This is a genomic window from Brevibacillus thermoruber 423 (genome assembly GCF_000454065.1).
GTDB lineage: Bacteria > Bacillota > Bacilli > Brevibacillales > Brevibacillaceae > Brevibacillus > Brevibacillus thermoruber.
Window position 1 is genome coordinate 156,391 of sequence record NZ_KE695650.1, and the last position, 20,019, is coordinate 176,409.

General features: G+C 57.5%; 18 protein-coding genes and 1 pseudogene. 16 read left to right on the plus strand and 3 right to left on the minus strand.

The features are described from left to right. Positions 1-297 precede the first annotated feature (297 nt). The 9 genes from M516_RS0109025 to M516_RS25190 all read left to right on the plus strand — a co-directional run bounded on the left by M516_RS0109025 (position 298) and on the right by M516_RS25190 (position 12,369). Positions 298-1,539 carry an MFS transporter gene (locus M516_RS0109025; protein ID WP_029098821.1) on the plus strand — a complete coding sequence of 414 codons (1,242 nt, stop codon included), beginning with the start codon at positions 298-300 and terminating at the stop codon, positions 1,537-1,539. Positions 1,540-1,865: 326 nt separating this feature from the next. Further along, a complete protein-coding gene (gene aceB, locus M516_RS0109030; RefSeq protein ID WP_029098822.1) occupies positions 1,866-3,473 on the plus strand; it encodes a malate synthase A in 1,608 nt (535 codons plus the stop codon). 15 nt (positions 3,474-3,488) lie between these two features. After that, positions 3,489-4,178 carry a FadR/GntR family transcriptional regulator gene (locus M516_RS0109035; protein ID WP_029098823.1) on the plus strand — a complete coding sequence of 230 codons (690 nt, stop codon included), beginning with the start codon at positions 3,489-3,491 and terminating at the stop codon, positions 4,176-4,178. A 25-nt stretch (positions 4,179-4,203) separates the two neighbouring features. After that, a complete protein-coding gene (locus tag M516_RS0109040) occupies positions 4,204-5,514 on the plus strand; it encodes an FAD-binding oxidoreductase (protein WP_029098824.1) in 1,311 nt (436 codons plus the stop codon). A 1-nt stretch (position 5,515) separates the two neighbouring features. Further along, positions 5,516-6,865, plus strand: coding sequence for a (Fe-S)-binding protein (locus M516_RS0109045; RefSeq protein WP_029098825.1), 1,350 nt, complete (start codon positions 5,516-5,518; stop codon positions 6,863-6,865). A 3-nt stretch (positions 6,866-6,868) separates the two neighbouring features. After that, complete coding sequence (locus M516_RS0109050) at positions 6,869-8,296, plus strand: FAD-linked oxidase C-terminal domain-containing protein (protein WP_029098826.1); 1,428 nt, start codon at positions 6,869-6,871, stop codon at positions 8,294-8,296. A gap of 38 nt (positions 8,297-8,334) precedes the next feature. Next, positions 8,335-10,032 carry an L-lactate permease gene (locus M516_RS0109055; RefSeq protein WP_029098827.1) on the plus strand — a complete coding sequence of 566 codons (1,698 nt, stop codon included), beginning with the start codon at positions 8,335-8,337 and terminating at the stop codon, positions 10,030-10,032. Positions 10,033-10,372: 340 nt separating this feature from the next. Further along, entirely contained in the window at positions 10,373-11,986 is a 1,614-nt protein-coding gene (locus M516_RS23175) for a spore germination protein (RefSeq protein ID WP_051188166.1), read from the plus strand. 149 nt (positions 11,987-12,135) lie between these two features. Beyond that, positions 12,136-12,369, plus strand: a complete 234-nt coding sequence (locus M516_RS25190) for a hypothetical protein (RefSeq protein WP_152523375.1) — start codon at positions 12,136-12,138, stop codon at positions 12,367-12,369. 135 nt (positions 12,370-12,504) lie between these two features. Here M516_RS25190 and M516_RS25530 read toward each other — a convergent pair whose 3' ends face one another. Further along, entirely contained in the window at positions 12,505-12,645 is a 141-nt protein-coding gene (locus tag M516_RS25530; RefSeq protein WP_193746960.1) for a hypothetical protein, read from the minus strand. A gap of 312 nt (positions 12,646-12,957) precedes the next feature. Here M516_RS25530 and M516_RS0109075 point away from each other — a divergent pair, with 312 nt between their 5' ends. From M516_RS0109075 to M516_RS23180, 5 genes are all read left to right on the plus strand, one after another. After that, the gene (locus M516_RS0109075) at positions 12,958-14,997 is read left to right on the plus strand and encodes a molybdopterin-containing oxidoreductase family protein (RefSeq protein ID WP_029098829.1); all 2,040 of its coding nucleotides are present in this window, start codon (positions 12,958-12,960) and stop codon (positions 14,995-14,997) included. Between the two features lie 156 nt (positions 14,998-15,153). After that, the gene (locus M516_RS0109080; protein ID WP_029098830.1) at positions 15,154-15,438 is read left to right on the plus strand and encodes a hypothetical protein; all 285 of its coding nucleotides are present in this window, start codon (positions 15,154-15,156) and stop codon (positions 15,436-15,438) included. A 288-nt stretch (positions 15,439-15,726) separates the two neighbouring features. Continuing rightward, complete coding sequence (locus tag M516_RS0109090; RefSeq protein ID WP_029098831.1) at positions 15,727-16,443, plus strand: HoxN/HupN/NixA family nickel/cobalt transporter; 717 nt, start codon at positions 15,727-15,729, stop codon at positions 16,441-16,443. 342 nt (positions 16,444-16,785) lie between these two features. Further along, positions 16,786-16,878 (plus strand): YjcZ family sporulation protein, encoded by a 93-nt coding sequence (locus tag M516_RS24720; RefSeq protein ID WP_029098832.1) that lies wholly within the window; start codon positions 16,786-16,788, stop codon positions 16,876-16,878. A gap of 129 nt (positions 16,879-17,007) precedes the next feature. Then, entirely contained in the window at positions 17,008-17,301 is a 294-nt protein-coding gene (locus M516_RS23180) for a hypothetical protein (RefSeq protein ID WP_044898165.1), read from the plus strand. 150 nt (positions 17,302-17,451) lie between these two features. Here the strand turns inward: M516_RS23180 and M516_RS23185 are convergent. After that, positions 17,452-18,057, minus strand: a pseudogene (locus M516_RS23185) (polysaccharide deacetylase family protein); the annotation flags it as partial. A gap of 455 nt (positions 18,058-18,512) precedes the next feature. On the opposite strand from M516_RS23185, the gene M516_RS0109110 reads away from it, so the two are divergent. Next, positions 18,513-18,722: a hypothetical protein gene (locus M516_RS0109110; RefSeq protein ID WP_029098833.1), complete on the plus strand. Its 210-nt coding sequence runs from the start codon at positions 18,513-18,515 to the stop codon at positions 18,720-18,722. A 152-nt stretch (positions 18,723-18,874) separates the two neighbouring features. Then, positions 18,875-19,636 carry an N-acetylmuramoyl-L-alanine amidase family protein gene (locus M516_RS0109115; protein WP_051188167.1) on the plus strand — a complete coding sequence of 254 codons (762 nt, stop codon included), beginning with the start codon at positions 18,875-18,877 and terminating at the stop codon, positions 19,634-19,636. Positions 19,637-19,798: 162 nt separating this feature from the next. Here M516_RS0109115 and M516_RS24725 read toward each other — a convergent pair whose 3' ends face one another. Then, a complete protein-coding gene (locus M516_RS24725; protein WP_081656497.1) occupies positions 19,799-19,915 on the minus strand; it encodes a YjcZ family sporulation protein in 117 nt (38 codons plus the stop codon). Positions 19,916-20,019 lie beyond the last annotated feature (104 nt).

The following is a 20,019-nucleotide window of genomic DNA, read 5'->3' on the forward strand; positions in this document are numbered from 1 at the left end:
CAGATGATGTTCGACCAGAGGATCTTGCAGAAAGACCTTTACTGGGGAACGTCACCAGACCGTCTGGAATGGGTCTGTTTTGCAGGTTTCGGTATGATGTGCCCTGCCTTCTGTTTGGGATGTCGAAAAAAAGGCCAAGAAGCGGCAAAAAATGGACTTCACAACAGTTTGGACAAGATGTAAGATTAGGGAAAAATTGCATCTGTGCAAAGGGCGCAGGATCGCCGACGTAGTTTGTTGACGAAGCCGAGGTGCAGGAGGGGCACATTGTCATCTGAAGCTGAGGAGGATGATCCCATGGCTCAAGGTCAAGCCGGGTATAAGCATTTGTTCGCAAACCCGAACTACGTGTTGGTGTGGATCGGCCAAACGACCGCGAATTTCGGGGACTCCCTGTACCAGATTGCGTTCTTCTGGCTCGCCTACAAAATGACCAACTCCTCATTCATCGCGGGCCTTGTCGTTCTCGCAACATCGGCACCGTACATCTTCTTCGGACTAATCGGCGGCGCTTATGCCGACCGCTGGGACCGCAAACGCGTGATGGTGTACGGGGACATCATCCGCCTCGTTTCCCTCCTCACCGTTCCCTTCTTCTACTGGCTCGATCTGCTGCACGTATGGAATCTGGCGATTACGGCATTTGTCCTCAGTACGGTGCGATGCTTCTTCTTCCCGGCGATGAGGGCGTCGCTTACGACCTTTATGCCGAAGGAACTCTGGTCGGCGGGCAACTCGTTCATGCAGGCGTCCTTCCAACTGATGCGCGCCATCGGGCCGATGATCGGGGGCGTGCTGATCGCGCAGACCAGCGCGATTTTCATCTATCTGATCACCGCCGCCAGCTACGTCGTCTCGATCCTGGCCCTGTTGCCGACCAAGATACCGCCGATTGAAAAGAAGAATGTGCACGTATCGGTATTCCGGGACATCTATGACACGTACCTCTTCGTCAAAACCGTTCGTCCGCTGTTTTGGTCCATCTTTTTCTTCGGCGTGGGTCTTTGTCTGATTGTCGGTCTTGACCGTTTGGGCCTTCCCATTCTTTCCGATCAGGTGTGGGACATGGGCTCCAAGGGGTATGGGATCATTTTGAGCGCGTTTGCGGTCGGCAACTTGCTGATGACGCTTTTGCTCGGCAAAGTCCAGATCAAGAAATTCGCAAGGGTCATTTTCAGCGGCTGGGCGCTTTGGGGCGTGTTTTATTTCCTGATCGGCTCCACAGACATGTTTGTCTTGGCGGTCGGCTTCGCCTTCCTGGCCGGCGCGGCGGAATCGTTGATCGATATGCCGCAGATTCTGCTCGTGCAGAACTCTGTGCCCAACGACCGGCTTGGCAAAGTGTTCAGCATGCAATCGACGACCGCCTTCATCGGTGAGTCCGGTTCCAGCCTGCTGGCCGGTGCGTTGATCGGGTGGCTGGGAGCGGCTGACAGTTACAAGGTTGCAGGCGTCGGGCTGATCTTGTGCGGCGTGATTGGATTGCTGCTCACCCGGACTGCCCATCGCGTTCCATCTTCCGTTTCTACACAGGGATAGGGAAGGCATTCGATGGTGAGGAAAAGCCAAACGGCGCAGACGCATGGGATACCGGCGACGGGCGGCTCATGCCGATGACGACTTGGGGTTGCGTACCAGGCGGCGGTCAACATCAATCCCGCGATCCTGCGAAAGAAAACGGTGAAGCCTTGAGGCGTGTTGGCCTGCATGGACGGGCATGCGCAAAGAGTGCGCCGGGACAGTTGATCCTGGCGCGCTTTTTTTTCGGCGTGGTCTGGAGCAACCACGTGACATGATTTTTCCGCTCATCACATATCTGATAACTGAACAGGATTTGATTCCCCATCAGGAATGGAGTGAGGACAATGGTGGCGGTAGGAGGACAACAGTTGGACGGAGTGCAGATTGCCGGGACGGTTACGCCGGCGTTTGCCGAGATTTTGACGCCGGAGGCCCTGCGGTTTGTGGCCGGGTTGACCCGGACATTTGCCGAGAGGCGGGACGCGCTTTTGCGGCAGCGGGCCCTGCGGCAGGCGGAACTGGACGCCGGCAAAAAGCCTGATTTCCTGCCGGAGACGAAGCACATTCGCGAGAGTTCGTGGACGATTGCGCCAATTCCGGCGGATCTCCAGGATCGCCGGGTGGAAATAACCGGGCCCGCCGGAGACCGGAAGATGGTGATCAACGCCTTGAACTCGGGAGCAAAAGCGTTTATGGCCGATTTGGAAGATGCCAATTCGCCGACGTGGGCCAATACCATCCAGGGGCAGATCAATTTGCGGGACGCGGTCAACCGCACGATCCGGTACGTCAGTCCCGAAGGCAAGACGTATGCCCTTACGGATCAGGTAGCCACTCTGATCGTGCGGCCGCGCGGCTGGCATCTCGATGAAAAGCACCTGCTGATCGACGGAAAAGCGGCGTCCGGCAGTCTGGTCGATTTCGGGCTCTATTTCTTCCACAATGCCAAAACGCTGATCGCAAATGGTTCCGGCCCCTATTTTTACCTGCCCAAACTGGAGAGCCATCTGGAGGCGCGGCTGTGGAACGACGTGTTCGTCTGGGCCCAGGATCAATTGGGAATCCCGCGGGGAACCATCAAGGCGACCGTCCTGATCGAAACGATTCTGGCCGCTTTCGAGATGGACGAAATCATCTGGGAGCTGCGGGAGCACATGGCCGGACTCAACTGCGGACGCTGGGACTACATCTTCAGCTACATCAAAAAGTTTCGCCGCGACCCGGATGTGATTCTGCCCGATCGTTCGGTCGTGACCATGACGGTCCCGTTCATGCGGGCGTATTCCCTCCTGACCATCCAGACGTGCCACAAGCGCAATGCCCACGCGATGGGCGGAATGGCCGCCCACATTCCGGTGAAACACGATCCGGCGGCAAACGAGGAGGCCCTGAAACGGGTCCGGGCGGATAAACTCCGGGAAGTGCGCGACGGACACGACGGCACGTGGGTCGCTCATCCGGGATTGGTGCCTGTCGCGATGGAAGTGTTCAACGAGCACATGCCTGCCCCCAATCAAGTGGAGAAAAAGCGGGAAGACGTGAACGTGACAGCCGGGGAGCTGCTCGCGGTTCCGGAAGGGCCCATCACGGAAGCGGGGCTCCGCACCAACATCCACGTCGCCATTCAATACATCGCGGCCTGGCTGAACGGTTCCGGCGCCGTTCCCATTTTCAACCTGATGGAAGACGCCGCGACCGCGGAAATCTCGCGGGCGCAGGTCTGGCAGTGGATTCGCCATCCGAAAGGCATCCTCGATGACGGGCGGAAGGTTACGGCCGCGTTGACAGAACAGATCCGGGACGAAGAGCTGGAGAAGATCAGGGAGGCAATCGGCGGGGAGGCGTATGAGGCGGGACGCTACGAGCAGGCTGCCCGTTTGTTTACCCAGTTGGTCCTGGCCGATGAATTCGTCGAGTTTCTGACGCTCCCCGGCTATGAGGTACTGGAGTAAGGAAGGAGTGAGCAGATGGAAGCGGCCAAAATCGACAGCCAGAAGATTTCCGACAGGGTGGCTCTCCAAATTGAGCAGTGGATTACCGCAGGACATGTGCGGCCCGGCGACAAGCTTCCATCTGTTCGGGAATTGTGCCAACTGTTTGATGTGGGCCGAACCGCTGTCCGCGATGCCATCACGACGCTGAAAGGAAAAGGAATGGTGGAAGTCCGCCACGGCAACGGCACATTCGTCTGCCAGTTTGACTGTTCCCGGGTCTTTCAGGGCGTCAGTCTCGTGCGCAAAGAGGATATCCGCAATCTGTTTGCGGTGAGGAAAATCCTCGAGGCGGGGACGGCCGAGTTGGCGGCGGTTCACCGCGAAACGGACCACCTGAACAGGATGAAGGAGGCGCTGGAGCGTTTGGCCCAGGCGGATACGCTGGAAGGGTGGAGAGCGGATCTCGACTTCCATCTCGCCATCGCGGAAGCCACGCAAAACGAGCACCTCGTGCAGTTGATGCAGACCGTTTCGTCGGCGATCCGCAAGGGGATCATGGACTGCCACCGGATCATTTTGGCCGATGCCGAGCAGGAGCGGACGATTTTTCAGCAGCATGTGGCCGTGTTCGAGGCCATCCGCGATGCGGAACCGGATCAGGCGAGACAGGCGATGGTGGAGCATTTGGCCCATGTGGAAGCCTTGTTGAACGGAACGTTATGACATTGCGTGCAAGGGAGGGAGGAACATGGACGCGGCGCTGATCACACAGGTCATCGGTACGGGAAGAATACGGCCGGCGGCGGAATCATCCCACGTCCTCGGCAATCACGGCTCGCACGAGGTCTTTCCGGAATCCGAAGAAGAGATCGCGGCTGTGCTGCGGGCGGCCCACGAACAGGGGTGGACCGTCATTCCGATGGGCGGCGGGACGAAAAGAGGCTTTGGCGGGACCGAAGAAAAAGCGGACATTCTGCTCGGTCTCTCCGACTGCCGGGGGATTGCCGAATACGCGCCGGGGGACATGACCGTGACGGTCAAGCCCGGGACGACCATCCAGGAGATCAATGCGCATCTGGCTGCCCATGGCCAGATGCTTCCGCTCGATCCGTACTGGCCCCGACAGGCGACCATCGGGGGCGTCGTGGCTGCCAATGACAGCGGGCCGAAGCGCCTGCGGTACGGTTCGGCCAGGGACCACGTCATCGGGATGCGCGTGGTCTATCCCGATGGCCGCCTCATTCGAACAGGCGGCAAGGTGGTGAAAAATGTAGCCGGCTACGACATGAACAAGCTGTTTATCGGCTCCATGGGGACGCTGGGCGTCATGAGCGAAATCACGATGAAACTGCGCCCGCTCCCGCCCTTTCAAACCCTGCTGCTCCTCGCATTCTCCCGCTCCGACTTTACCCTGATCCGATCCTTTGCCGTTTCTCTCCTCGATTCCCTGCTGGAGCCCGTCTCGATGGAATTCCTCAGTCCCGCTGTCCACCGGAACATGAATGGAGGGCACGGGTATGCGCTGGCGATCGCCTTTGAAGATGAGGAGAAAGCAGTCCGCTATCAGGAAGAGTGGGTAAAGGCGCGACTGCCGGCAGATGCGGAGATCCAGTCATGGGAACAGGAGGAAGCCGCAGAGTGGTGGATGCGTTTTGCCCGACTGCCCCCCTCCGGCGTTTCTTCCGGGGATCGCGAGGAAACGCTGGCGGTAAAAATCGGCAGCAAAAACCTCGATGTGCTCGAAATCGTCAGGGCCTGCCATGACCTTGGCGAGCGGTACGGCCTGGACGCCCAGGCCCACGGCGGGGTCGGTCACGGCATCACCCGCGTCTACGTAACGGGAAACCCGACGCTCTTTGCTTCGTACCTGACAGAGATACGCTCGCTGGCCGAAAGCAGGGGAGGGTATGCGGTCGTGCAGCACGCTTCGCTCGAACGGAGGCGAGAGCTGGACGTGTGGGGGCGAAAACCTGCCGCCTTTTCCCTGATGGAGGGCATCAAGCGCTCCATCGATCCGCGTCGTGTGTTAAACCCAAACCGATTCATAGGGGGGATCTGACGTGAGTGCGCCTGTATCTCATGCAAAAGGCAATTATCGGTGGGAAGATCCGCCGGACGAGGAGAAGTATTCCGCCTGCGTTCACTGCGGGCTCTGTCTGGAGTCGTGTCCCACCTATCTGGAGACAGGGCATGAGCAGCAATCCCCGCGCGGCCGGGTTCACCTGATCAAGTCCGTGGCGGAAGGGAAGCTGTCCATCTCTGCGGGTTTCGAAAACCCTGTCTTTACCTGCCTGGACTGCCGCGCCTGTGAAACCGCCTGCCCGTCCGGCGTACAGGTGGGATCGCTGATTGAGGCCGCACGCGGACAGATTCGCAAGGCCATTCCGCTCACGGGGTGGAAAGCGTTCCTTCATTCCTTTTTCCTGAGAGGCGTGTTTCCGCATCCATCCCGGCTGCACGTGTTGGGGAAACTGATGAAGGTGTACCAGAAAAGCGGCCTGCAGTCGTTCCTCCGAAAAACGGGGCTGCTCAATCTGCTCCCGAGGCACCTGCGAGAGATGGAGCGCGTCCTGCCGGCTGTCTCCGATCCCGTCATGAAAACGCACCCGGAGGTGATTCCGGCGGAAGGCTCGGCCAGGGGGAGGGTCGCCCTGCTCGCCGGATGCGTGATGGACGTGATGTTCGGCGAGATCAATGCGGCGACGATACGCGTGTTGACCCGAAACGGGTACGACGTGGTAGTGCCGCGCGGACAGCGATGCTGCGGAGCGCTTCACATTCACGCGGGCGACCGGGAGCAGGGCAAGGCGCTGGCCAGACAAAACATCGACGCGTTTCTGGCGGCGGATGTGGAGAGCGTGGTCGTGAACGCGGCGGGCTGCGGGTGTGCACTCAAGGAATACCCCGAACTTTTGCACAACGATCCCGAGTATCACGACAAGGCCGTTCGCTTCGCGGAGAAAGTGGAAGACATCTCCCAGTTCCTGGTTGCCCGCGGTTATCAGAAACCGCGCGGCAGGGTGGAGGCGAGGGTGGCGTATCATGATGCCTGCCATCTCGCCCACGGGCAGGGCGTGCGCTCCGAGCCGCGGCAGCTTCTGCGTGAGATTCCGGGTGTGGAGTGGATCGAGATGGAGCTCGCGGACCGCTGCTGCGGCAGCGCCGGCATCTACAATCTGACCAACCCCGAGATGGCCGGCAAAATTCTGGACGAGAAAATGAAAGCGGTTCCCGATCAGATCGATCTGCTCGCGATGGGCAATCCGGGCTGCATGCTGCAGTTGATGATGGGAGCGAGGAAGCACGGGCGAACGGCAGCAATCGTCCATACCGTACAACTGCTGGATTGGTCGTACGAGCGGGAAGCGCGGCAGGCCGCGGGCCAATCGGAAGCGGAAAAGGGGGAATGACCCATGCCGGCCATCGACCCGATTGTCCATGAACTGGCCCGGATTGTGGGAGCGGATTCCGTCCTTTATCAACGGGAGGATCTGGCGGCCTACGAGTGCGACGGCTACACCGTGCACAAACACCCGCCGCGGGCCGTCGTCTTTCCGTCCTGCACGGATGAGGTTGCCGCGGTGGTGAAGTATCTGCACGACCAAAACATCCCGTTCATACCCCGCGGGGCGGGAACCGGGTTGAGCGGCGGAGCCGTACCGCTGGGCGGCGAAGTGATCATCAGCCTGGTGAAGATGAAACGGCTGCTTCACGTCGATTACGAAAACCGTCTGGCCGTGGTGGAACCGGGCTTCGTCAATCTGAAACTGACCAATTCCGTAGCGGGCAAAGGCTACTATTACGCCCCCGACCCTTCCAGCCAATACGCCTGCACGATCGGCGGCAATGTGGGGGAAAACGCGGGTGGGGCCCACTGCCTCAAGTACGGCGTGACCACCAACCACGTGCTCGGCCTTGAGGTGGTGCTGGCAAACGGAGAGATCGCGGAAATCGGCGGCGTTCCCGATGCGCCGGGCTACGACCTGATGGGGCTTCTGACCGGATCGGAAGGAACCCTGGGGATCGTCACCCGGATCACGGTGCGCATCTTGAAAAATCCGGAAGGGAAAAAGACGGTGCTCGCCTATTTCGACAGCGTGGAAGAAGCAAGCCAGGCCGTCTCCGACATCGTGGCTGCCGGCATCATGCCTGCGGCGCTGGAGATGATGGACAAAACGGCGATCGAAGGCGTGGAAGCGGGCACGTATCCGGTCGGGCACCCCAAGGGGGTGGAAGCGGTCCTGTTGATCGAAGTGGACGGGATTGCCGCCGGCATTGACGATCAGATTGCAAAGATCGTGTCCGTCTGCCAGGGCAGAAAGGTGTCGGAGGTAAAGGTGGCCGCGACCGAGGAGGAACGGGCGAGATGGTGGGCCAACCGGAAAACGGCCTTCCCCGCGATGGGCTCCATTTCACCCGATTATCTCGTGCAGGATGGCGTCATTCCGCGCAGTCGGCTGCCGGAAGTGCTGGAGAAAATCAGGCAGATCAGCGAACGTTCCGGGCTGAGGATCGCCAATGTGTTTCACGCCGGGGACGGCAATCTGCATCCGCTGATCCTGTTTGACGCCAGAATTCCGGGCGAAACGGAACTGGCGGTCCGGGTGGGATCGGAAGTGCTGAAGGTGTGCGCGGACGCGGGAGGCTCAATCACGGGCGAGCATGGAGTAGGGATCGAGAAAAAAGAGGAGATGCGGTACGTCTTTACGGATGACGAGCTGGAGGCCCAACTGCAGATTCGCGATGTATTCAATCCGCGGAATCTGCTCAATCCGGACAAAATGTTTCCCAAACCGGGCCGCTGCGCGGAAATGAGGGCGGCACCAGTTGAGATCCGTTGAATTATCAAACTATTCTGAATTAAGGGTGTGGCGTTATGATGACGTGGTCACAGATGTTCAGCCCGGTGGGAGGGAGCCTGGGTCTCTCCGCCCTGGTGGCGTTGATCCCGATTCTCTATTTTTTCTGGGCGCTGGCCGTGAAACGAATGAAGGGACATGTGGCCGGTTCGACTACGCTGCTGGTCGCTGTGCTGATCGCGATCCTGGTGTACGGGATGCCGGTCGGCATGGCTGTCATGTCTGCCATTCAAGGCGCCGTTTACGGAATCCTGCCGATCGGCTGGATTATTATCGCGTCCGTCTTTTTGTATAAGCTGACGGTAAAGTCGGGGCAGTTTGACATCATTCGTTCGTCCGTTGTGTCCATTACGGAAGACCGCCGCCTGCAGGCCCTGCTGATCGCCTTCTCGTTCGGGGCCTTTCTGGAAGGAGCGGCCGGCTTTGGAGCGCCGGTCGCCATCTCGGCGGCACTGCTGGCCGGGATCGGCTTTCATCCCCTTTATGCGGCGGGCATTTGCCTTCTCGCCAACACGGCGCCGGTCGCCTTTGGTGCCATCGGAACGCCCATCATCGCCGTCTCCGGTCCGACGGGCATTCCGGCCATGGACATTTCCCAGATCGTCGGCCGCCAACTGCCGCTGCTCTCCATCTTTGTACCGTTTTATCTCGTCGTGCTGATGTGCGGGTTTCGGCGGACGATGGAAGTGCTGCCCGCCATTCTGGTTTCCGGCATTTCGTTTGCGGTCACGCAGTTTTTCACCTCCAACTACATGGGACCGGAACTTCCCGATATCCTCTCCGCCCTGGTTTCGATTGTCTGCCTGACGCTCTTTTTGAAGGTGTGGCAGCCCCGATCGATCTTCCGCTTTGAAGCGGATCAGGCCGGAGCGGGAACGGCCGGGGGGGATGGGCCGTCGGGAGGGAAAAACGGGGAAACCCATTCGGCGGGGCGGGTTCTGTTCGCCTGGTCGCCGTTTTTGGTGCTGACCGCGCTGATTTCCCTGTGGGGGATTCCTTCGGTAAAAAAGGCGTTGATCGGCAAATACGAAGGGGCCAACGCGCTTCTGTCTGCCATCAATCCCATCGGCAAGGCCCTCACCTTTTCGCCGCCGGTTCCCGGATTGCACCAGCTTGTCATCGGCGCGAACGGAAAGCCGATCGACGCGGTGTTCAAGCTCGAACTGCTGGTGGCGGCAGGGACGGCCATCCTGTTTGCGGCGGTCATCACCAAGTTCATCGGCCGCCTTTCCTGGAGAGAGTGGGGGAAGACGTTTGGCGAGACGCTGAGCGAACTGCGGTTTGCCATCGTGACGATCGCCTCCGTCGTCGGTTTTGCCTATGTGGCCAACGCCTCCGGGATGAGCACGACCCTGGGGATGACCTTGGCGGCGACAGGGATCCTGTTCCCGTTCTTTTCGCCCATCCTGGGCTGGCTGGGGGTATTTCTCACGGGATCGGACACTTCGTCCAACCTGCTCTTCGGCGGTCTGCAAAAGGTGACGGCCATCCAACTGGGCATGGACCCGGCCTTGGCGATCGCAGCCAACAGCAGCGGCGGTGTCACAGGCAAAATGATCTCGCCGCAATCGATCGCCGTCGCCTGTGCGGCGGTGGGGCTGGCGGGAAAAGACGCCGATCTGTTCCGGTTTACGTTTAAGCACAGCGTTTTGCTCCTGCTGATCATTTGCGTGCTGACCTACCTGCAGACAAACATCCTCGCCTGGATGCTGCCGTAAACGAGATCGACTGTCGCTTCGTCCGATTTTGGAAAGGAGACTGCTCTGTACTCGGGGAATCATGTGGAGGCGGGGAAACCATGGCCCGCTCTCTGGCCAGGCGTTGACCATTGGCTGCACGGGGCCCTTGAAATCTTTCTGACAAGGGCCTTTTTTTGTTTGAATGGGCTTGGTTTACGAATGAACTATGCCGTTTCCTCTTACTTGAAATGGAAAGGTTAGCATGGATGAGGCGGAGCCAGACGCAGCCGACCCAATCCCTTTCACATGATAGAAGAACTTCCATTAAGCAATACTATGCCTATTACGGGATATGTGGAAGGACAGCTATCAAACGACCATGAAGTTCAACCTGTTTTGGCGCAAATCGGTGGATAGATCGAAACGGTTTCTGTTACGCGAAAAACAAGCGGTGAACACGATCGGGAAAACGGCCCTTCACGCGTCGCTGGTCAAAAACGCGGAGGAGCTGACGGAGCGGTTGGGCGGCAGCAGCGATTTTGCCGCCTGCCACCTCACGTGTTTGGACAGGAGTGTCAGCCTGTTCTTCCTGCGCAGTCTGGCAGATTCCGACCGCCTGAACCGGCAGGTGATAACGCCCCTGCAGCAGAGAGCGGGCTTGCTCCCGACCGCTCAGGCGTCCCACCTGACCGGGGACAAGGAGGAGAGAGACCTGCTCTTGCTCATCCAGGAGAGCATCGTGTCCGCAAGTGACATACATCGGGTGGAGGACTGGCAGACCGCGATCGAGCAGATCCTGCACGGCAAAGCGCTGCTGCTGGTGGACGGCGAGACAGCCGGGTTGGCTGTGGGAGTCAAGAAGGAAAACGGCCGGAACATCGAGCAGCCGGAGACGGAAATTAGCGTCATTGGCCCGAAAGAAAGTTTTGTGGAAGCCCTCAACACCAATATCGGACTGGTTCGCCAGCGCCTGCGCGACCCGTATCTGCGGGTGGAATCCGTCATGGTGGGAAGACGGACGAAGCAGGAAACCGCCGTATTGTACCTAACAGACGTGGCCAATCCGAGCATCGTGGAAGAAGTGAGGCAGCGTCTTTCCTGCATCGAAACAGACAGCCTGATCGGCCAGATGCAGCTTCAGGAATATCTGGAGGACGACTCGTTCTCCCTGTTTCCCCAACTGCGCCCCACCGAACGGCCTGACGTCGTCTGCTCCTATCTGATCGAGGGAAACGTGGCCGTCATGGTCGAGGGGGCGTCATATGCGCTGCTTCTGCCGATCACGTTCTTTCAACTGCTGGATACCGTCGACGATTACTACACCAGTTGGCAGTACGCCACGCTGATCCGCTTCGTGCGGATGATCGCCCTGTTTCTCAGCATCACGACGCCCGGGCTGTACCTGTCGCTGGTCGCGTACAACCCGGAGCTGATTCCCACCCGGCTCCTCATCTCCATGGACGCCGCGCGTGTCAAGGTAGCGTTTCCCATCTTTATGGAAATTTTTATCATGGAACTCATCATTGAGATCATACGGGAAGCCGGCGTCAAGCTGCCCAAGCCGGTCGGACAGGCGGTAAGCATCGTCGGCGGGATTGTGATTGGGCAGGCGGCTGTAGACGCCAACCTGGTCAGTCCCGTGACGCTTGTCATTGTCGCGCTGACCGCGATCTCCTCCTTCACGGCGCCTGTGTATTATCTCGGCATCACGTACCGGATCCTGCGGTTCTTCCTGCTGGTATGCAGCAGTTTTTTGGGGACGTACGGATTCATCCTGGGCCTGCTCCTCATCCACGCCCATGTAGCCCGGCTTGTTTCCTTCGGCGTTCCCTATCTGGCTCCGCTTTCGCCGCTGCGTATGCGGGATTGGACGGATATGCTGGTTCGAATTCCGATGAAAAAGCTGCAAACGCGTCCCACGTTTTTGAGAACGCGCAAGAAAAAGAAAGCGGAGGACTCCCCGATGATTCAGCGCGACCGACGGAACAGGTGAAGGCTGCCTTTTTCGCGGAAAAGCGCCCGCCTGGCGGGAATCGATCGTACAGGAAAACGCGGCAGTCTCGAACGTTTTTATGTTCGGGCTTCCGCGTTTTTTATATGATGGAGGTGTCTGAAACGTCTTGTTCGGAAGTTGGGGGAATCATGGTGACAAACAAGCAGGAAACCCGGGGAGTGGACAGCAAACACGATGCGGCTTTGCGGCACCGCTTTGTGAAGGCGATGACAGCCGGCATGCTGCATGGGTCAAAGGATGGTTCGGTCGATCTTCCGCAAATCGTGGCAGGGATGATGGGGATGGCCGGGCCGATTGCTCTTGGCATCGCGGCGGACATGCGGGACTCGGACTGCTGGCTTCCTTCGGTGCCATGGTCGTGAGTGGGGCTTCGTCCGGCGGCACGATACGGCAGCGGGCTGTCGAGATGACTGGCACAATGCTGGTGGGGACTGCAGCCGTGTTTGCAGGCAGTCTGATGGGAGGCCGCGGGTGGCTGACGGGCGTGTGCATCGTGCTCATGAGCGCACCGTCTCCTCACCCAGATCGATGATCCCGGCGTTGCCCACCGCACCCGTGCCCCGCTTTGCGATGGCGGCGTACACGCCGTCCGAAACCACCTTCAATTCAAAATAGATTGACGATAGGTTTGGTGTCATCGTCATCAGCCTGCTCCTTTCATGTCCGGATTCCCCTTCATCATATCCCACCCCGTACATGGAAGCAATGAAGCGTTCGGGCCTGAGTGCGGCGTCTGACGGCGTATTGTCAAAGCGAACCGGAGCAGCGCCGACCGGGCGGGAGCGGATACGGCAGGCGCCGTATGCGACAATGGTGTTGACAGGTGCGAAATGGAGCGCGTATCGTGATAAGATGAACAAAGAAGCAAAATATTCGTGATTGTCACACAGGTCAACTGCGTATCGGAAGCAGTTGTTTTCAATCGTTCAAACGTGAAAGGGAGATGCACCGTGGAGCACTACGCCAATCAGCCGAATGGAGTTTTTCCGTCTGTCTGCTCGCTGGATTGTCCTGATCAATGCGGTCTGCTTGTTCACAAAAAGGATGGAAAGATTGTGAAAATAGAGGGGGATCCTGACCATCCCGTCACCCAGGGAGCCATCTGCAACAAGGTTCGCAACATGACAGCGCGGATCTACGACCCAAAACGGCTCTCATATCCGTTGAAGCGCATCGGCGCCAAGGGGGAAGGCAAATTTGAACGAATCAGTTGGGAGGAAGCGATTGAAACGATCGCTGCCCGCTGGAAGGAACTGATTCGGACCGAGGGGCCGGAAAGCATCCTGCCGTACAGTTTCTACGGCAACATGGGCAGGCTCAGCGCGGAATCGATGGACCGCCGGTTTTTTCACCGCCTGGGCGCAAGCAGGCTGGATCAAACGATTTGCACCTCGGCCGGAACAAAAGGGTACGAGTATACCATGGGCGGCAGCTTCGGGACGGACCCCGAGGATACGGTTCATGCCAAGCTGATCATCATGTGGGGGATCAATGCGGTCAGCACAAACATGCACCAGGTGGCGCTTGCCGAGAAAGCGCGCAAAAACGGGGCCCAGGTCGTCGTGATCGATGTGCACAAAAACCAGACCGGCCGTTGGGCAGACTGGTTTATTCCCATTATGCCCGGGACGGACAGCGCGCTTGCCCTTGGCATGATGCATGTCCTGTTTGCCGAAAACATGGTGGACGAACATTTTCTTCAACAATATACCGTGGGGCATGAGGAGCTTCGGGAGCATGTGAAGCAGTACGATCCCGCTTCCGTTTCCGCCATTACGGGTGTTCCTGTGGAGGATGTTGTCCGGCTGGCCCGCATGTACGGCCAGATATCCCCTTCCTTTATCCGCATCGGAAACGGGCTGCAGCATCATGACAACGGCGGCATGTGCATACGGACGATTGCCTGTCTCCCCGCCCTTACCGGCCAATGGCTGAAAAAAGGAGGCGGAGCGATCAAGGGAAACGGCGGATACCTGCTGTTCAACAAGCAGGCGCTGCAGCGCCCCGATTTGCTTGCAAACAAACAGACGCGCGTCATCAACATGAATCAGCTTGGCCGCGCCCTGCTTGAGCTTGACCCGCCGGTACGTTCGCTGTTTGTGTACAACAGCAACCCGGCCGTAGTGGCCCCGGAAGCAAACAAGGTGCGCCGCGGACTGGCCCGGGACGATCTGTTTACCGTCGTGCATGACATGTTCCTGACGGAGACGGCCGTGTATGCCGATCTCGTGCTTCCGGCGACGTCTTCCTTTGAAAACACGGATTTTTACACCTCCTACTGGCATCACTTCATCCACCTGCAGCGGCCGGTGATTCCGCCGTATGGAGAAAGCAAGTCCAATGTGGAGGTGTTCCGCCTGCTGGCGAAAGCGATGGGGTTTGATGACCAGGCGTTTCAGGATACGGACGAAGAGCTGATTCGTCAGGCGCTTCACAACCACCGGAACCCGTATCTGGAAGGAATCGACTATGAAACGCTTGTCGAGAAGCAGTATGTCAAGGCGAATGTAAAACCCCTGTTCCCGGGACGCCTCCCTACGCCCAGCGGGAAAATCGAGCTGTATTCGGAAAAGATGGAGCGGGAAGGATACCCGCCGCTGCCAACGTATGCACCGCTTGCCGACGACGGGGATTATCCGTATTTGTTTATTCCGGCGCCGAATCACAACTTCCTGAATTCGACCTTCTCCCATAATGACAAGCACGTTCAACTGGAAAAAATGCCTCGGCTGCACATGAATGCCGCCGATGCTGCACGGGCCGGAATCGAAAACGGGGATAACGTGCGGATCTGGAACGAGCGTGGCGAGTGTGAACTGGTCGCCTCTGTGGGGGAAAATGTGCTGCCCGGCGTAGTGGTAAGCCAGGGGCTCTGGGCGGATATGCCGGGAACGAAACGGTTGGTGAACGCGCTCACGCCGGACCGTCTCGCGGATATGGGCGGCGGAGCCACCTTCTTTTCGGGACGAGTCAACGTGGCAAAGGCATAGCCGGCTGCAAATGAGAGAGAGGGAAAAAGAGCCACACCCGCTTTGGGCGGGATGTGGCTCCACCATCCATGTGGGCTGCTTCGGCCGGAACCATCACCTGCTTACGGCTGCAGCAGCAAGGGTGTCCGACCTGTTCGCTGCTTGCACGTTGCAGCGGTGGTCAGTAACTTCTTCTCCTGCGACGGCGGCAGCATTCTGGAGGACAGCGTCTGCAAAAGTCCGGACAGCGTCGCCGACCCGGCGGAAATTGTGCTGGAGATTGTGCTGGCCAAGACCATTGTTCCTGCGATTCTGCCGACCAATCAGATGGCGATTGTGCGGACCATTGTTCGGACGATTGATCAGGCCATTGTCCAGGATAATAGTACATTCACGTCACCCTCTTTTCTTGATTCTGGCATTACCATACCTGTATATTCACGTTCTGACACGGTTGCATAGGCCGTCAGCCTTCACGCATGAAAATAGGGTAGTCACCTATCGGGCGGTTTGAAATCGTTGGGAATCGCAGGCAGATAAAAAACGCCCCTGTGTTCTCTTTCGCAACATGTACAAAACGTTTATCATGGTGAAAACAAGGAAAGAGGAGGAAAGATATGGCTGCCCCTTTTCGTGAACGAGAGGCGTTACAGATGACTCGATACCTGCAGTCGCTGCGGAAGCTGCGTTATGACCAACACAGCGGAAAATCCTTTACATGATAAATGGGAGAGAGGACGGAATCGCGTTATGGAAGCAAGTTTGTTGTCGGTGTTGGCGGTTGCCTTTGTCTTGGGGATCAAACATGCGATTGAACCGGATCATGTGATAGCCGTATCCACGGTCGCCACGCAGACGAAGCGATTGTGGAATGCATCGTTGGCCGGTTTGTTTTGGGGAATTGGACATACCGCCACACTTTTTGTCGTCGGCATGGTATTCCTTCTGGTAAAGAACGGAATCCCCGAAAAAGTGTCAATGTCTCTGGAGTTCCTTGTCGGTATCATGCTTGTTTACCTGGGCATCACAAGCCTCTTTCCCTATAAGAAAAGGAAAATCCACGTGCATGAGCACGAACATGATGGGGTTCCGCACAAACATTTTCACTCGCATGAACAGAGCGAGTCCCATGATCACCAGCATGAACGGGTGTCGTACTGGAAGTCCTTGCTGATCGGATTGGTTCATGGCTTGGCGGGAAGCGCTGCCCTTGTCCTGTGGACAATGGCTGCGGTGAACAGTGTATGGGAAGGCGCCCTGTATATCCTGGTGTTCGGTGCCGGCACCATTATCGGCATGCTCCTGACCACGACGATCATCGGGATTCCCTTCGTGATCAGCGCGAAAAACATCGAGATAAGCCGCGTGCTGACGAAAATGACAGGAGGGATCAGTGCCGCGTTTGGCCTGTATTACATGTACAACCTCGGCTATACGGAGGGGTTGTTCAGGCTGTGGATGCAATAGGATGGATGGCGTTGACGCGCCTCCTTCCAACATATTCAATATATTCGCAATAATCAGGTGTTTGCGGCGGGGGCAATCTGGCCAAACGTCTTGCCGTTTCGCGCAGCGCGGTGCGGGAAGCGTTCAGCGTGCTGGAATCGGCCAGAGTGGCAGCCTCTCTGGCGGCTGCCCGCCGTTCGGGAGTTGACCTGGAGGAAATCGTAAGCGCTTACCGGCGCTTGGTGTCCGCTGTTTCGTCCCGGCAGCGTGGATAAGATTTTTTTGTCCGATAGGTAATCGTATAAGCATTTCCCATCTGATGCACATACAGTATGACTACATGTGCGAAAGGAGGGAATGCAAATGGGTATCTTCAATGGCGAATTTAACGGGTTTGCGCTGGTGTTGGTATTGTTTGTATTGCTGGTCATTGTCGGGTGTGATTGCGACTGTTAAAGGCGGCTGTGAACGCGCCGAGGTGTTTGTGCAAAGGGGGAAAGGGGCTCTCCCTTTGTTTTTTTCACTTTTACCCGTGTACGTGCCCATTGCCGCTGAGTACACCGTCACGGAGAAAGAGGTGATTGTATGAGCAAAATCAAACCTGGTGGCGAGTTTCCTCCGGAATTTCACGAATGGCTCCGAGCGAACAAGGTTCCCAAGCGGGTGCGCAGGGATCCCGAAACGCTGCAGCAGCACTTTCAAGAATGGAAGAAGATCAATACGCCTCGAAAGCGATCCTTGTTTGGACTTCCCAAAATAAACCTCGATTTGGGAACCATTGTCGATCAAGTGAGGACAGTCAGCGAACTGCTGCAAACGCTGCATCAGGCCGGTGCATTAATTCGTCCTCAGAAAAAAAATCAGGATGAACTGCTGTGAAAGGGGGGCTCATGTCCCTCCTTTTGTGATTGGAAGGTATGGAATTGGTCACTGGCGGCGTGACGATAGCAAATCGTACGAAGCGCCTCTGATACGAAAGAATAGCCGTCCGCCCTCGTGCCCTCGCAGGGGAAAGGGCGGGGTATCCCCTCATTTGGAGCGGTTGACCGGCAGTTTGCCGCGGATGCTGACCAATTGGGACACGCTGACAAACCGATAGCCGCGTTTTGCCAGTTCCGGCAGAATCCTGGCGACAGCCGTTACGGTTTGCGACCGGTTCCCGCCGTAGTCGTGCATGATGACAATGTCCCCACCCCGCGCGTTGTTCAATACCTTGTTGACAATTTTGTCCGTTCCGGGATTGCTCCAATCCCGCGTGTCCTGATGCCAGGACCACATCACCGTCAGATGGCCGGTTTTTCTCACACAGTGCACAATGGTCTCATTGTAGTAGCCGCCCGGGGGGCGAAACAGTTCGGAATGCTTGCCGGTGGCGGCATGGATGAGGCCAGACGTTTTTTCGATTTGGTGGCGGATTTGCTCGGGACGAAGCCTCATCAAATTGGCGTGGTTAAACGTGTGGTTGCCGACTTCGTGTCCTTCTGCGACGATGCGCCGGGTGATTTCGGGATGGTTCATCACGCGCTGGCCGACGACGAAGAAGGTGGCCTTTGCGTGGTACCTTCTCAACAGATCCAGGATCTGGGGGGTGTAGACGGGATCGGGACCATCGTCAAAGGTCAAGGCGATCACCTTTTGCGCGGTCGGTACTTCCCAGACGACATCGCCCCGGTCCTCATAGTATTTTCGTTCTTATTCCATTCGGTTTGCGAACCCCGAATCTCCGCCGGCACCTGTCATGAGCAGCGTAAGGCACAGCGGAATCAGCAGGCGTATGGCCGTTTGCTTCATGTTTTTTCCTCCTTGTGCGTGTCTGATGGCTGCCTGAAGCGAAGCGGTGACCAACTTATTATGGAACGGAGCGTTCCGGTTTATTACAGGAGCCCCTTGCAGCGGTCAAGCAGTCCTTTGTCCGCTGTGTGACCCGGATCGTCAGGGCCCGTACATGGTCGCCTGGCGGAAGCGGAGAGGATACAGCGGGCTGAAGTACAAAAGAGGAGGCCCGCCCTGAATTTGTTTCTTCGCCTACAACCTGCCGGGATGCTTCGCCGTATGCTGTTGTTGATTCTGTGTAAAGGAGGCAGGCGGTCATGAACGGGGAATTTTACGCAAAAGTATTGGCCACGACCGATGGAAGCGCCCTGGAGCTGCTTCGCGATCAACTGGTAAAGGAAGCGTGTGCCGCGCATGTGAATTGGCAGACGCGTGCGGAGGTTTATCAAATGATTCAGGTCATCAATGAACGGCTGATGCAGTTGGACGATCTTGCCGAGGGGCGGGATCAATCCCGGGAGCTTTGAGGACTGGAGTACGATGTCACAAAAACCCGTCTCCCCAGCGGAGGCGGGTTTTTGGGCGGAAAAGGGACGGATCGAGAGGGGGGATTTGTGCATGTCCACTTTTCCGGTGGAAGATACTACGTAAAAAGCCGGAAAGGGAACGTAGAGGGAGAATGATGCGAAAATACGTCGTTTTCACGGTGATTCTGCTCCTGTATCCTGCGCACGGCACTGCCTCCAGTCAGGTGATTTCTCCCATCCATGTCGTCATTGATGCGGGACACGGGGGGATTGACGGAGGAACCTCACACGAAAGCCTGTACGAAAAACACATCAATTTGGATATCGCGCGAAGAGTGTACCAGGAATTGTCGGCTGAAGGGTATCAGGTGATCCTCAATCGCACCGGGGATTATGCGCTGAGCGACGAAAACCGGTGGTCCGGCACGTCATCCCGCCACAAGCGCGATTTGGCACAACGGCGGGGCCTGGCCGCCGCTTTGGTCCCGCAAACGATGGTCAGCTTTCATGTGAACTGGTCAAGACACCCAAACATGCGCGGGGGACTTGTGCTGTATCAGCAAAACCATCAAAGTTTCCTGCTTGCGGACATCCTGCAGCATCATTTGAACGAGCTGTATGGCAAAAGGAGAGAACCGCAGGTGGGGAAGACGTATTATCTGCTGCGGCACTCCATTTGCCCGACCGTTATCGTGGAGATGGGATTTATCAGCAACGCGCAGGATCGAGAGCAGATGACCCGCCCTGAAAAGCAGGCCGAGCTTTCGAAAGCCATTTGTTCCGGCATTCGCGAATACTTCTTGCTGGTAGGAGACATGCAGAAGGAAGGCCATGAGAAAGCGTCGTCGACCCAGTTTTGGAAAGACGTATGGGAGAAGGGAAGGCAGTTGTGGGAAAAAATCCACGAAATGTAACGTTGAGCGCACACAAGGGGACCGATTCTCCGTTTTTACGGGGCTACGGACTGTTGGAAGCGGACAGGGTGAAGAATGAGCCCGATGGTCCAGCCTGGCGCAAGGGGCAAGCCAAACAGCAAAGGGAGAGCAGGCGCTCTCCCTTTGCTTGTTCACCCTGGATCAGTCGCACGAACATCCGACAATCGTCAGCAGCACAAACAGCACCAAGACTAACGCAAATTCTTCCCTTCGGCGAAAGAGACCCATGGCGTTCCCTTCTTTCCTTGAACTATGCATACTGTATTACCAAGAGGCGATTTTTGCTTGGACGTTGTGGAACCTTGGACGTAAGCGGAACAGCAAAACGAGCCGTAAAAGGGGGGAGCAGCCAAATGCTCGGC